This window comes from Bacteroides sp. AM37-9 (assembly GCF_003603455.1).
Taxonomy (GTDB): domain Bacteria; phylum Bacteroidota; class Bacteroidia; order Bacteroidales; family Bacteroidaceae; genus Bacteroides; species Bacteroides xylanisolvens.
Genome location: NZ_QTNF01000006.1, coordinates 27176 through 41244, shown reverse-complemented (window position 1 = coordinate 41244; position 14069 = coordinate 27176). Strand labels below are relative to the sequence as shown.

Annotated in this window: 12 protein-coding genes and 1 pseudogene; 6 read left to right on the top strand and 7 right to left on the bottom strand. The window is 42.2% G+C overall.

Annotated elements, in window-relative coordinates; translation table 11 throughout:
• Positions 1-142: 142 nt before the first annotated feature.
• Positions 143-1183, top strand: coding sequence for an alcohol dehydrogenase (locus DW862_RS06020; protein ID WP_371414103.1), 1041 nt, complete (start codon positions 143-145; stop codon positions 1181-1183).
• Between the two features lie 20 nt (positions 1184-1203).
• Positions 1204-1680 carry a low molecular weight phosphatase family protein gene (locus DW862_RS06015; protein WP_120067471.1) on the top strand — a complete coding sequence of 159 codons (477 nt, stop codon included), beginning with the start codon at positions 1204-1206 and terminating at the stop codon, positions 1678-1680.
• Positions 1681-1721: 41 nt separating this feature from the next.
• On the opposite strand, the gene DW862_RS06010 is transcribed toward DW862_RS06015, so the two are convergent.
• Positions 1722-2525: an RNA methyltransferase gene (locus DW862_RS06010; RefSeq protein ID WP_118194682.1), complete on the bottom strand. Its 804-nt coding sequence runs from the start codon at positions 2523-2525 to the stop codon at positions 1722-1724.
• Positions 2526-2586: 61 nt separating this feature from the next.
• Positions 2587-3984: a tRNA uridine-5-carboxymethylaminomethyl(34) synthesis GTPase MnmE gene (mnmE, locus tag DW862_RS06005; RefSeq protein ID WP_118194684.1), complete on the bottom strand. Its 1398-nt coding sequence runs from the start codon at positions 3982-3984 to the stop codon at positions 2587-2589.
• 285 nt (positions 3985-4269) lie between these two features.
• On the opposite strand from mnmE, the pseudogene DW862_RS26295 reads away from it, so the two are divergent.
• Both DW862_RS26295 and DW862_RS05995 read left to right on the top strand, forming a co-directional pair.
• Positions 4270-4527 (top strand): annotated as a pseudogene (locus tag DW862_RS26295) (response regulator); the annotation flags it as partial.
• Positions 4528-4609: 82 nt separating this feature from the next.
• Positions 4610-5269, top strand: a complete 660-nt coding sequence (locus DW862_RS05995) for an NAD(P)-dependent oxidoreductase (protein WP_004316487.1) — start codon at positions 4610-4612, stop codon at positions 5267-5269.
• A 285-nt stretch (positions 5270-5554) separates the two neighbouring features.
• On the opposite strand, the gene DW862_RS05990 is transcribed toward DW862_RS05995, so the two are convergent.
• The 4 genes from DW862_RS05990 to DW862_RS05975 form a co-directional block, all read right to left on the bottom strand.
• A complete protein-coding gene (locus DW862_RS05990) occupies positions 5555-6433 on the bottom strand; it encodes a nucleoside phosphorylase (RefSeq protein WP_087323497.1) in 879 nt (292 codons plus the stop codon).
• Positions 6434-6591: 158 nt separating this feature from the next.
• A complete protein-coding gene (gene floA / locus DW862_RS05985) occupies positions 6592-7593 on the bottom strand; it encodes a flotillin-like protein FloA (protein ID WP_004316484.1) in 1002 nt (333 codons plus the stop codon).
• A gap of 22 nt (positions 7594-7615) precedes the next feature.
• On the bottom strand, positions 7616-8086 hold the full coding sequence (locus tag DW862_RS05980) for an NfeD family protein (protein ID WP_117811626.1): 471 nt from the start codon (positions 8084-8086) through the stop codon (positions 7616-7618).
• Positions 8087-8103: 17 nt separating this feature from the next.
• The gene (locus DW862_RS05975) at positions 8104-9525 is read right to left on the bottom strand and encodes a tetratricopeptide repeat protein (RefSeq protein ID WP_120067470.1); all 1422 of its coding nucleotides are present in this window, start codon (positions 9523-9525) and stop codon (positions 8104-8106) included.
• A gap of 183 nt (positions 9526-9708) precedes the next feature.
• Here DW862_RS05975 and DW862_RS05970 point away from each other — a divergent pair, with 183 nt between their 5' ends.
• A complete protein-coding gene (locus DW862_RS05970; protein ID WP_049703204.1) occupies positions 9709-10455 on the top strand; it encodes an ATP-binding protein in 747 nt (248 codons plus the stop codon).
• Between the two features lie 15 nt (positions 10456-10470).
• Positions 10471-10842, top strand: coding sequence for a DMT family protein (locus tag DW862_RS05965; RefSeq protein WP_004304892.1), 372 nt, complete (start codon positions 10471-10473; stop codon positions 10840-10842).
• On the opposite strand, the gene DW862_RS05960 is transcribed toward DW862_RS05965, so the two are convergent.
• Complete coding sequence (locus DW862_RS05960) at positions 10774-14061, bottom strand: efflux RND transporter permease subunit (RefSeq protein WP_120067469.1); 3288 nt, start codon at positions 14059-14061, stop codon at positions 10774-10776. The two genes, DW862_RS05965 and DW862_RS05960, sit on opposite strands and share 69 nt — an antisense overlap.
• Positions 14062-14069: the final 8 nt, after the last annotated feature.

Below are 14069 nucleotides of genomic sequence, written 5' to 3'. Positions count from 1 at the left end.
TGAATGACTTTATTCAGCTTTGTATTCTTATAAATATAGAGTGAGATTCGGTTTGGGAGTATTGAACGTGATAAAAGAGATTTGTTTTGCCAATGAAATCATTATCTTTGCAAGGTATATATTAATGAACGAGGAGGATATTATGCTTGCATACACATATATTGAACACGGAAAGTTTGAATTGCAGGAGAAAGCGAGACCGGAAATAAAGGATTCACGGGATGCAATCGTGCGTGTAACACTTGGTAGCATCTGCACCAGTGATCTTCATATTAAACATGGCAGTGTGCCGCGTGCTGTGCCCGGAATAACTGTCGGGCATGAGATGGTAGGTGTGGTAGAACAAGTGGGGGCTGATGTCACTTTCGTGAAACCTGGTGACAGGGTGACTGTGAATGTCGAAACTTTCTGTGGTGAGTGTTTTTTCTGTAAGCATGGGTATGTGAATAACTGTACTGATCCCAATGGCGGTTGGGCTTTAGGTTGTCGAATTGATGGCGGTCAGGCGGAATATGTCAGAGTTCCTTATGCAGATCAAGGTTTGAACCGTATTCCTGATACTGTGAGTGATGAACAAGCCTTGTTTGTCGGTGATGTACTTGCAACAGGTTTTTGGGCAGCACGTATCTCGGAAATTATCGAGGAAGATACTGTTCTGATTATCGGTGCCGGACCTACCGGAGTTTGTACTTTGTTATGTGCGATGTTGAAGCACCCTAAACGTATTATTGTCTGTGAAAAGTCTCCTGAAAGAATTCGGTTTGTTCGCGAGCATTATCCTGATGTGTTAGTAACGGAGCCTGAACACTGCAAGGAATTTGTTCTCAAGAACAGTGACCATGGTGGTGCAGATGTTGTTTTGGAAGTAGCGGGGAGTGATGATTCTTTTCATTTGGCATGGGATTGTGCTCGTCCTAATGCTGTTGTCACCATAGTAGCCCTTTATGAACAGCCGCAGCTTCTTCCTTTACCTGATATGTATGGCAAGAATCTGATTTTTAAAACAGGGGGAGTGGATGGTTGTGACTGTGCCGAGATTCTCAAACTGATTGAGGAAGGGAAAATTGATACTACTCCTCTTGTTACACATCGATTTCCATTGAATGAGATTGAGGAGGCTTACCGTGTCTTTGAAAACAAGTTGGACGGGGTTATTAAAGTAGCTATATCAGTAAATAAATGAAAATTAAATAGAAATCGCATATGAAAAATATACTGATAGTGAGCAATAGTGATACGTGTCGCAGTCGTATGGCGCAAGAGATTTTAAACTCGTTCGGTAGAGGTATGAAGATTAGTACTGCCGGTGTTTTGGTTGGAAATTCTGTCCCGGATGTTGTTTGCCAGGTGATGGAACAGAATGGATATGACTTTTCACGTAGAAAGCCTTGTGATGTTGCGACATATGCCCAGCAGACATGGGATTATGTTATTACTCTTTGTCCAGAAGCGGAGGAAGTGCAAAAGGAAATGCAGGGTGTAGTGAGAAAATATGTTTCTTTTAATTTTGCAGATCCTTTTCGGGGAGGTATTCATGCCGATGATGAACAGGAAGAACGGGTGGTGGCACTATATGACACTATGCATAAAGAACTGTATGAGTTTTTTCGGAGTGAATTAATGGAGAAACTCTTGCCTCGCTGTTCTTGTGGGGCGAATACATATTGTAGGTGCGAGTAGGAATATATATGTGTGTCGTCCGGTGATGATGGCAGAGTTGCTTAATCTTTAACACGAAGTTGCCAGAAAGCGATAGCGGATGCGGCAGCTACATTGAGTGAATCTACCCCGTTTGCCATAGGGATGCGAACCACATAGTCCGCATCGGTAATTGTTTCGCTTCGAAGACCGTCACCCTCGGTTCCCATCACAATGGCTAACTTGGGTTCGGTCGCTAAGATGGGACTATCAATCGAGATTGATTTCTCTGTAAGTGCCATAGCGACTGTGCGGAATCCCAGTTTATGCAATTCATTGGGAGAACCATCCAACCAAGCCCATGGTATCAGGAAAACAGATCCCATTGAAACTCTGACTGCACGTCGGTTCAACGGGTCGCAAGAATTGCGTGTCAGTAATATGGCATCTATCCCAAGAGCGGCTGCAGAACGGAAAATAGCTCCAATGTTGGTAGTGTCTACCACACCTTCAATGACTGCGATACGCCGTGCGCCTCTACATATTTCTTCTACACTTTTCGATGTCGGGCGGTGCATGGCACAGAGGACGCCGCGTGTGAGTGTATATCCGGTCAATGTGGCAAGCAGTTCTCTTGCACCCGTATAGACAGGTATATCATCACAACGTTCAATGATATCAGCAGCATCACCAGTGATATGCTTCTGCTCGCATAAAAGAGCTAAAGGTTCATAACCGGCATTTAGAGCTACATTAATAACTTTCGGACTTTCTGCAATAAACAGTCCCTTATCAGACTCGATACGATTACGTAGTTGAGCTTCAGTGAGAGTACTGAATATTTCTATTCTGGGATCAGTTAAGGAATGTATTTCTATAATGGGCATAGGATTTCTTACAACTATCTACTTTATTATATCAAATTATACCAATGATTGCATCTGCTTTTTATTTGCCGATGCAAAAATGTTGAAAGATATTCTGAAGCACCATATCATTCGTAACCTCACCAGCGATGTCCGAAATAAAGAAGATACACTCTCGTATATCTTGTGAAAGAAAATCTCCGGAAATCTGCGAATCAAGTCCACTCTGTACTCTATGAATAGCTTCCAAAGCTTTATTTAAAGCTTCGTAATGCCTTACATTTGTCACAATAATGTCATTTTGTGTCACTGTAGGCAAGTGTGCGGCATCAATAAGCATTTTTTGCAGTTCACTTGTGTTCTCTCGTTGTTTGGCCGAGATGAAAATAGATTCCGTAGATTCTTTGGGGAAGTCTTTTAATAAAGATAATAAATTCTCTTTCTGTTTGTCTTCGATCAAATCCGCCTTATTAAACACAACAATCAAATGTTTTCCTTCACAACGCGGAATAATCTTCTCTGATAACTGCTCTATTTGAGAGGCGGCATTCATAGCATCTACCATCCAAAGAACAATCTCTGCCTGATCTAACTTTTGGAAAGTACGTTCGATACCGAGACTTTCAATCGTATCATTGGTTTCCCGGATTCCGGCAGTATCAATGAACCGGAAAGTGATTCCTCCGATGTTGATAGTATCTTCGATCACATCACGCGTTGTCCCGTGGACATCACTGACAATCGCCTTATCCTCATTCAATAATACATTCAGTAAAGTCGATTTTCCGGCATTCGTTTCACCGATAATAGCTACAGGGACACCGTTCTTAATAGCATTACCAACACTAAAAGAATGAGCCAACCGCGAAATGACCTGTTCGATTTCATCTGCTAGCTTCCTTAATGCCGAACGATCGGCAAATTCAACATCTTCTTCGCTGAAGTCCAGTTCCAGTTCAATCATAGAGGTGAAATTCAGCAATTTGTTGCGTAACTCCGTCAGCTCTTTGCTGAAACCACCTCGCATCTGGCTCATAGCCAAACGATGGGTGGCAGCAGATGAAGAAGCGATCAAGTCCGCCACAGCCTCTGCCTGACTTAAATCCATTTTTCCGTTGAGGAAAGCACGTTGCGTATACTCTCCCGGTTGGGCCATACGGCAACCGTTCTTGATAAGCAACTGCATCACCTGTTGAAGAATATAAGAAGAACCATGGCACGTGATTTCCGTACTATCTTCTCCTGTGTATGAATGAGGAGCACGGAAAAGACTGACGAGCACTTCGTCAATAATCTCGTCCCCGTCATAAATACGTCCGAATGTCAAAGTATATGGTTTTTGCTCACTCAATAATTTGTCAGTCTTGGCGGGCTTGAATATGCTGCCGGTGATAGAAATAGCTTCCGGACCGGAAACGCGGATGCTCCCGATAGCACCGCCCTGGGCGGTAGCGATAGCGCAGATCGTATCTTGATTCATTGTTTTTTCTTTTTGGATGAGCAAAGATAATTGTTTCTAAGTAAAAAATAGAAAATTGAGCACAACTTGTGCTTTATTTGTTTATATTTGCTGCCGTTGCAGTGGTACACCAAACAAAATAAAACAATAATGCTTATGGAACCAGCGATCAATTTATATTCTTCGAATGAGAAAAGCGAACTCATACGGGAAAACTATCAGGAAATACTTTCTGTGCTTGCAGCTCATCAAATAGCTTTATGGGAGTATGATATCATTACGGGCAAATGCTCTTTTTCAGAATTGGGGCAGGAGGCTATCAATAGTTTCATCCGTGAAAGCCCGGATTTGATACTGATGGATATTCGTATGCCGGTGATGGACGGTATTCAGGCTACTGAAAAGATTCGTACGATTTCTCTGACCGTGCCTATTATTGCAGTGACTGCGTATGCTTTTTATACCGAACAGCAACAGGCTATTCAAGCCGGATGTAACGCCGTTATTTCAAAACCCTATTCTTTGGAGAGGCTAAGAGAGACGATAGAATCTTACATCGGATAATTAATTTTCTAAAAGAGAACCAACATTCTGAATATTGTAGTGTTACTATTATAATAGTAGTAACATTATAATAGATTTGAATATGGAGAAAGTGAAAAAGATAGTCCTTATCGGAGCAAGTGGCTTTGTTGGTTCTGCTCTTCTGAACGAGGCTTTGAATCGTGGTTTCGAAGTTACAGCAGTAGTTCGTCATCCGGAAAAGATAAAGATAGAGAATGAAAATCTGAAAGTGGTGAAAGCCGATGTAGCTGTGCTTGATGAAGTGGCCGACGTTTGTAAAGGTGCGGATGCCGTTGTTAGTGCGTTCAATCCGGGATGGAATAATCCTGATATATACGATGAAACCATTAAAGTTTATCTGACTATAATTGATGGAGTGAAGAAGGCTGGCGTCAATCGTTTTCTGATGGTTGGTGGTGCCGGTTCTTTATTTATCGCTCCGGGCTTGCGTTTGATGGATTCCGGCGAAGTACCCGAAAATATATTGCCGGGAGTGAAAGCCTTAGGAGAGTTTTATCTGAACTTCTTGAAGAAAGAGAAAGAAATAGACTGGGTGTTCTTCTCTCCGGCAGCAGATATGCGTCCGGGAGTACGTACAGGGCGTTATCGGTTGGGAAAAGATGATATGATTGTAGATATCGTAGGAAACAGCCATATCTCTGTCGAAGATTACGCTGCCGCAATGATTGATGAATTGGAATATCCGAAACATCATCAGGAGAGATTCACGATTGGTTATTGATAAAAAATCAAATTAAAAATAACTGTGTGATATAGTGACGCTATCCTTCTCGGATAACGTCACTATAATCGTATTATAGCGTTACTATCACGGCGTCATAGTGACACTATGTTGAAGATAGGCTAAATGATAAAAATGGAACTGTCTAACAAGTCCCTTATTAAGAATTTCCCCCACGCTATAACTATTTGTAGCGTGGGGGAATTTCAATATTTAGAACTCGTTAGACAGCTCTATAATTCTATTCTAACGATTACAATTTTATTCTTTCAGAAGAGCGTACCTCTATATTCTGTCAAGTACAGTTTTAATCAGTGTATCAATTGTATTTTTATATCCTGTATTGGCCTCTTTAATAAGTCGGTTGGCTATCACCATGCAGACGGTCATAGCCTTGTGCCCCATCAACCGGCTAAGTCCTGCCAAAGCCGAACTTTCCATTTCGAAGTTGGTAATCTTATAGCCTTTATATTCGAAAGATTCAATCTTATCATTCTGTTTCGGGTCTGCCAATGGAACACGAAGTTCACGTCCCTGCGGACCAAAGAAACCTCCGGCAGCGATTGTTACTCCACGTACCATGTCCTCTTTGGCAATCCGGTCAATCAGTTCTTCGCTGGCATCAATGACATAAGGAGCAGGCGCGCACATATTTCCCGACCAACCCATGTGATTGAGGAACGCACGCTCAAAAGGTAAGTCGCATACAGCATTTCGTCCGGCATAGAAATTCAGCAATCCGTCAAAGCCGATAGACTTTCGTGAACACACAAATGTTCCGACAGGAGTGTTGGGCTGTAAGCCGCCACATGTACCGATACGTACTAATTCCAGCTGGCGGAACTGATCCTTTTCTTCGCGGGTATTAAAATCTATATTGGCGAGTGCATCCAGTTCATTCATTACGATGTCAATGTTATCGCAACCGATTCCTGTAGAAACCACTGTAATCCGTTTACCTTTATAAGTACCCGTGATGGTTTTGAATTCGCGGCTTTCCACTTCACATTCTTTGTTTTCGAAATGAGAAGCTACGAGTGCTACACGTCCGGGGTCACCTACCAGAATTACTTTGTCTGCCAACCATTCGGGCTTTACGTGAAGATGGAATACTGAACCGTCTTCATTGATAATCAATTCAGAGGATGGAAAGTACTTTTTCATGTTATTGAAGGGTTTTAGTTTTATAATAGGATTTGTATCTATAAATAGAAACGCCGGAACCAGATTTAAGTTCAGAAGAAGCCACTATCTTTTTCCTTTAGAAAAGGGGAGTGCGTCTTATAACTGAAATGAAATCGGATTCCGGCGTTTGTGAACGATTATTTGCTCAATGGCTGATTGCCTGCATTGCCCGTTGCCGGCTTGGCGATATTCTCGCGCATGGAGGTATCAGCTTCAATATTCTTCATGCGATAATAATCCATGATGCCTAAGTTGCCGCTGCGGAAAGCTTCAGCCATCGCTTTAGGAACTTCAGCTTCTGCTTCGATCACTTTGGCACGGGCTTCCTGTGCTTTTGCTTTCATTTCCTGTTCGGAAGCAACTGCCATGGCACGACGCTCTTCGGCTTTTGCCTGTGCGATGTTCTTATCTGCGTTAGCCTGGTCAATTTGCAGAGCCGCACCGATATTTTTACCTATATCGATGTCCGCAATATCAATAGATAAGATCTCGAAAGCCGTTCCTGCGTCCAAACCTTTACGAAGTACAAGTTTAGAGATCGAATCCGGATTCTCAAGGACCGATTTATGGTTTTCAGAAGAACCGATAGATGAAACGATACCTTCGCCTACACGGGCAAGGATCGTATCTTCACCTGCACCACCGACCAACTGACGAATGTTGGCACGTACCGTAACACGTGCTTTGGCTATCAGCTGAATACCGTCTTTTGCAACAGCCGTAACAGGAGGCGTGTCGATCACTTTCGGGTTTACAGACATCTGTACAGCTTCGAATACGTCACGTCCTGCAAGGTCGATAGCGGTAGCCATCTGGAAAGGTAATTCGATATTCGCTTTCGATGCGGATACCAAGGCGTGAACCACCTTTTCTACATGTCCGCCAGCCAGATAATGGGCTTCCAGTTCATCACGGGTAATGTTTTTCAGACCGGCTTTGTGAGCCTCGATCATTCCCGGCACGATGATGTACGGCGGAACGTTACGTATACGCATTAAAAATAGTTGTATCAGCGAGATGTTAACTCCCGACACTTTTGCCGACAACCAGAGGAAGAACGGCACGTAATGGAAAAATATTATCAAGAAGATAATACCTCCAGCTATCAGAAAGATAGGCAAGTAGAAAGATGATTCCATTGATGTTATTATTAAGTGAATATTATTCTTTGTGTTTTTCAACCATGATTGTACCGTCGGTGATACGGCTTACAATAATCGGAGTCTTTTCATTGAGGAATCCGTCTATTGACTTTACTTCCACAATTTTTTCGTTTATCTCGGCATAACCGATTTGTGCCAGACGTGTGGTGCTGATTCCTGTATCACCCACTTTAACGCTGTCTTCTGCGCTACGGTCTACTTTCGAATCAATATCCTTTTTCAATGCCAGTTTGTCCAGCATCTTCGATCGCATAAACCAAATCAATGATCCGATGCAGGCAATCGCCGATATGCCAAGAGTGATAAATCCTCCTGCCATGCCTAAATTGGCAAATGCATAGTAGTTGGCATAAAGAATGCAAACCAATGCAGAAATTCCGGCCAGGCTAATGCCCGGGATGACGAACAGTTCTACCAGAAACAGTATGACTGCGGCAATAATGAGAACGGCGATAATGAGTATATCCATAGTTCAGAGTTATTAATTTATTTTGTTTTTTCTGCATTGCGTACATTCACTTCGAGAGTATCCAGCTCTTCGGACATTTGCAGTACCCGCTTTTCGAGGTCGAGGATAGCAGGAGCCATTTTCTCTTTTCCCTGTTGGTTGGCACCGGCATATTGTTGACGCAGGCTATTCAGCTTTTCTTCTTGCTGGTAATAGTCTTTCTCCATCTGCTGGTAACGCTGGAAAAGTGACTTTGCTTTTGCGGATTTAAAGTCGCTCATCAGATAGTAAGTCGTATGATCGTCAATGACAAATTCAAAGTCCATCGCACGACGTTCTTTAGGCTTATGACTGATGGCAGCTTCCAGACGTTGCAATGCTTCGGTTACAGCTTGTTTGTCTTTCCAGGTTTCTTTCAGCGAATGAATCTGTGCCAGACGAATAATCTGTTGCTGTTCCATTGCTTCATAATTATAAGTCTGCTTGGAAGTGTTAGGAATGAACACATAAATACATACCTTTCCTTCGGGTTGGAAACGGTCGGAAGCAAACCATCCGAGATTGTTGTATTCGTCAATGACGTACATATAATCATTGTACGGTGAATTGAACGGCATACCTACATTGTCCGGAACAAGATAAGTGTCGGTATTCGTGTTGTAACGGGTGACAAAGATGTCGTAGCCACCCAGTCCTTCACCATCGCTGGCATAGTAAACCGTGACGCCGTCCGATAGAACGAACGGATAATTTGCGTTTCCGGAAGCGTTGATGCTACCCGGTAACGGGCGTCTGTCACTCCATTCATTCAGCAATTTGTTTTTTGAGAAGATGTCAAGATTACCGTTCTCGCCCTTTTCGCTATAATAGATTTTATTTCCAATTTCTGTTTCATAGACAGTTCCCGGATGATCTCCTTCTGTCTTGAAAAAATCATTGAAGGTAAACAATTTACCCGATTCTTCACTAATCTTGTATGCATGGAGGAAAGTCGCCTTGTCTACAACGAAGCTGTCAATGATACATACATCTTCCACTCCCTTCAACATCCGGAGGTCAGCTTTGCTCTTTTCCAGAAGTTTCTCCGCTTCTTCCGTCGATTTCTTCCGTTTGCTTAAATCTGCGATATATTCTTCAAAACAGTTTACTGCATCTTCGAAACGATACGTTTCATTATATGCTTGTCCCAGATAGAGTTGTCCACTGGTAACACGTTTTTTCACTGCTATCTCAAGAGGTTTCACAGCTTCTTCCGCTTCTCCGGTTTTCAGGCAACATACGCCATACCAATAGTTATAATTCCCGTTCGACGGTTGTGATTTAGCATACTTTTTGAAGACAGGCTTGGCTTTTTCATAGTCACCCTTAGTGAATAGGGTGCGTGCCTGTTCCAGCGTTTGTGCAGATACTTCACAAAGGAAGAGGCTGCAAATTAAAAATAGAATATATTTTCCTTTCATCGTTTTGAGCGTTTATGAGTGACGGGTAGATTGAAAACATTACTGCTTTCGGGCACCGGTCCATTTATCAATTGTTCAAAAGTACAAATTTATTAGAAATAAACCCTTTTTCAGTGATTCTATTATGTTAATTCTTCTTTAAATCATTCTTTTCGCTTACTTTTGCAGCCGATTTTCAAAGATATGACACAATTTACGGAAGAAGAGAAGACCATTCGCCGCATTGAACGGCGGTTTAGCAAAGGAGTGGTGCAATATGGATTGATAGAAGAAGGAGACAAAATCCTTATCGGACTGTCAGGAGGAAAAGATTCGTTGGCGCTTGTTGAACTGTTGGGTAGACGCGCACGTATCTATAAGCCTCGTTTTTCTATCGTTGCCGTTCATGTAGTGATGAAGAATATTCCTTATCAGAGTGATACGGAATATTTGAAAGCGCACTGCGAGGCGTATGGAGTTCCCTTTGTACAGTATGAGACTGCTTTTGACCCTGCTACCGATACACGTAAATCTCCCTGCTTCCTCTGCTCATGGAACCGCCGGAAAGCTTTGTTTACTGTTGCCAAGGAGCACGGATGCAATAAAATCGCTCTCGGTCACCACATGGATGATATTCTGGAAACTTTATTGATGAATATCACTTATCAGGGAGCATTCAGTACAATGCCGCCCCGGTTGGTGATGAAGAAGTTTGATATGACAATTATCCGTCCGATGTGTCTGGTTCACGAAGCTGATTTGATAGAGTTGGCAGCGTTGCGCCATTATCAGAAACAAGTGAAGAATTGTCCCTATGAATCGCAGTCCAGCCGCAGTGATATGAAAGGTGTTTTGCGACAACTGGAAGCGATGAATCCAGAAGCTCGTTATAGCCTTTGGGGCAGTATGACTAATGTACAGGAAGAATTATTACCAGATAAAATAGATTAATTTGAATAGGTTATTATGAAAGGATTCTATACCATTTTGTTGCTGATCGTATCCAATGTCTTTATGACATTCGCCTGGTACGGACATTTAAAGATGAAACAGGAGTACAGTTGGTTCGCTGCTCTTCCGCTGATCGGTGTGATTGCGTTCAGTTGGGCAATCGCTTTTTTTGAATATTCCTGTCAGATACCGGCTAATCGCATCGGCTTTATAGGCAATGGAGGCCCGTTTTCGTTGATGCAACTGAAAGTCATCCAAGAGGTGATAACACTTGTTATTTTTACAGTGTTCACTACTATCTTCTTTAAAGGTGAAGCGTTACATTGGAATCATTTGGCGGCGTTCGTTTGTTTGATTGCGGCGGTGTATTTTGTGTTTATGAAATAACGGCATCAATATTGGCATAAAGAATACCAATGCGATGATTGAAAATAGTAAACCTCCCATTGTGCCAATCGCAAAAGAGAACCAAAACGCCTCTGCCTGTGGACCATCAATCAAGAATGGAACTAAGCCCAATACGGTAGATAATACAGTCAATAAGACTGCAACAATCTTGTGATTATAGGCTTTTACATAGAGCTTAACAGGAGGGAGTCGTTTGGCTCGATCGGGGCAGTTGCTACGAATTCCGTTATATTCGTTTATGATATAGATAGCGGCATTCACCACCAGTCCACTTAATAGAACCAGCGATGCAAAACCACCTGTTCCAAAGTTAGTGCCGGAGAAATAGAACGTTAAAAAGGTCCCTATAAAGGATACCGGAATCAGTGATATTATCACAAGTGGCTGGCGTAATGACTCAAATAAGATTGAACAAGTGAAGAAGATAATGACAACGATCAGCAGGATCAACCAATATTGAGTTCCTTTATCGTCATACCATCCATAACTTGTGTTGACTACACGAAAACCGACCGGCAGAGCAGCATTCACCTCTTCGGTTGTCTTTTTAATAAACTGATCGGATAGCTCATACGTTCCCATATAATCAAATGCTACATCGAGCGAGTACTCTTGATTTTTTTTGGTGATTTGGTTGCTGACAGACCGTCGCCCAATCTCTCCGATGTGAGCATAACAGATGGGGTTGTCACCTACATTTATATAGCTGTTCATCAGATGCCACACATCGAACTTATCACGTAGTGAAGAGTGACAATCAATGTCTATGTATTGATCTTTATTGCGGTAAGTGCCTACCGATCCTTCGTTCAACAGTGCAGAAAGTGCTGAATATCCTTGATTGAGATTCAAATCGTAGAGTGCGATTTTTTTCATATCATACTTGATATACATTTCATCCGTCGAATTATCTTGATTGACATAATCGCCGGAGCCTCCTAACTCTATATCGATGTTGGTGACTCTCTTGTTGTTTTTAATCTTTTCGATTACCATCTCTGCATATTTGTAAAGATAGTCATAGTTATAACCACTCAACCCTATACGGCACGATTTACTTTTTCCCAGTGTGAGCGAGTTGGAGAAACCTTTTTCACTCACTCCTGTTGTGCTCCAGTCTACGCCGCCTATTGACAACGCTTCCCTAATCACTTGTGACTCTAAATGTTGAGGAAATGCCCCATATTTATATTCATCGGTAAATTCCACTTCAATAGAACCACTTTCTCCATTGACTTGTGTCACAAATTTCTTGATCTCCTTGTATTTTGCCAGGAAGTGATCCATTTGCCACATCTTTTGATTCAACACTTCCGCGTCGCCCTTTTCTGTTAATTTGGCCGATATTCGAAGTTTTACATCATAGTCACTCTGTGCAAATGTACGAGATGATTGGGTGGATGAGAAGAGATGCAGCGTCCCACCTGTCACCTTTTCAAGAGGCTGGCGTAATTTGTTTTGATAAAGCTCGCTACCAATGGTCTTATTATAGACTACTTCATACCATTTGAGTTCAGGCTTTTCTTTATTGCCATAAAAATAGTGAGACCGACCTAATTCTCTCGGCAACTGGTTTAACGGAATACCAAACAACAGCACCAAAATTGTGATATAGATCCATTTGTGTTTTTGGGTAAAGGTGATATAATAGTTATAGAATTTATTCCATTTTATGATCCTGTGACAACGGCGATAGTCCCTTTTCTCCTGACGACGGTTTAATCCATTGCGATCAATAATTGCTGGCACAAAAAACAGAGCCACAAACAGAGCCACAACAAGATTGATGATGATGATAGTAGCAAAATCATTCAGTGTTCCTCTTACATAATCAGGCATAAAAAAGATAATCACTAATGACCCGATTGTAGTGAGCAGTGCTGCCAAAATTGCGATGAAGACGCTTCGGTTACGGTAATAACTGTAGTGATCCACCATCACAATGGTGGTATCGATCATAATTCCGAACGATACGGCAACACCAGTCAACGAGATTAAATTCAACTCTATATCAAACAGATAAAAGAAGATAACCGATATCAGCACGTTTGCAAAGAGTGCCACGGCTATAATGGATAGATAACGACCGCTTCGACTTGATATCCAGATAAAAAGGAAAAGAATCAGTAACGAAAGGAAAGTTCGTTTTATCAATTTATTCAGTTCCTTAAGTACATCCTTAGCAGCATCATTGGTTAAAGAAATATAAAATCCATCTGAAAGATTGGCTTGTACCTCCTCCATCCGTTTACGTAACTCGGAAGAGGCTTTGATGATATTCACATCAGTATCGGCTGATATACTTAGGTTGATCGTATTCAGACCGTTGATGCGGTAAAAATTGCTTTCGCGGCGTTTTTTATAGTTTAGTTTAGCGATATTATCCAAATAGATGATTTTTCCCTCTATGGTGGTAAGCGGCGTCTTCCCGATATCAGAATCAAGCGGCTCAGTCTCTAAAAGTAGCGTGATACGCTCTTTATTACCATTACGGTCGATCTTGTCAATATCCCCGACAATAGATCGTTGCCCTAAGAAGTTTTGAAGCCCTGATGTGATTATATTGGATTCCAGGCCGTAACGTTGCAACTCTGTCGGATCATATTCTATATCCAGATAGGTTGGAGGTGCTCCCGAAACGGCGACCTCCCGCACATAATCAATTTGCGTCAGATAGGGTTTGATATTTCGTTCTACATAATTCTGAATATTGGCCGGATCCATATCCGCATTGATGATATAGGATAAAACTTGCCGGGAATTTTGTTTCATGCCGCTTCCGACATCTCCTCCTGACAGGGAAGGATAACCGGCTCCTTCAGGCAGCTTGCCGGCTACCTGTTTCAGCAGGGAGGATATTTCAAAACGGACGGCTGATACGCTGGCGTTCTCTTTCAGTTCTATCGCTACGTTTCCACTTCCGTAGGACGATGTAGAAGAGGTTTTCTCCACTCCAACCACTGATGAAACCATTCCTTCTATTTTAGAGGTAATCTCCTGTTCAATTACCCGTGGTGATGCTCCCGGCCAGTTGAACGAGACGTTCAACTGCTTTCCCTGTTTCGGCGTAGGATTATAAGCGACTCGCAGTAGCGGTACCAGCGCCATTCCAATCACCATCAATACCGCCATAATCAGTATGAGGGAGAAGCTGGGGATCCGCTCTAAAAAGCCTTTTTTTGTTATATCTTTACTCATAAGCAGCA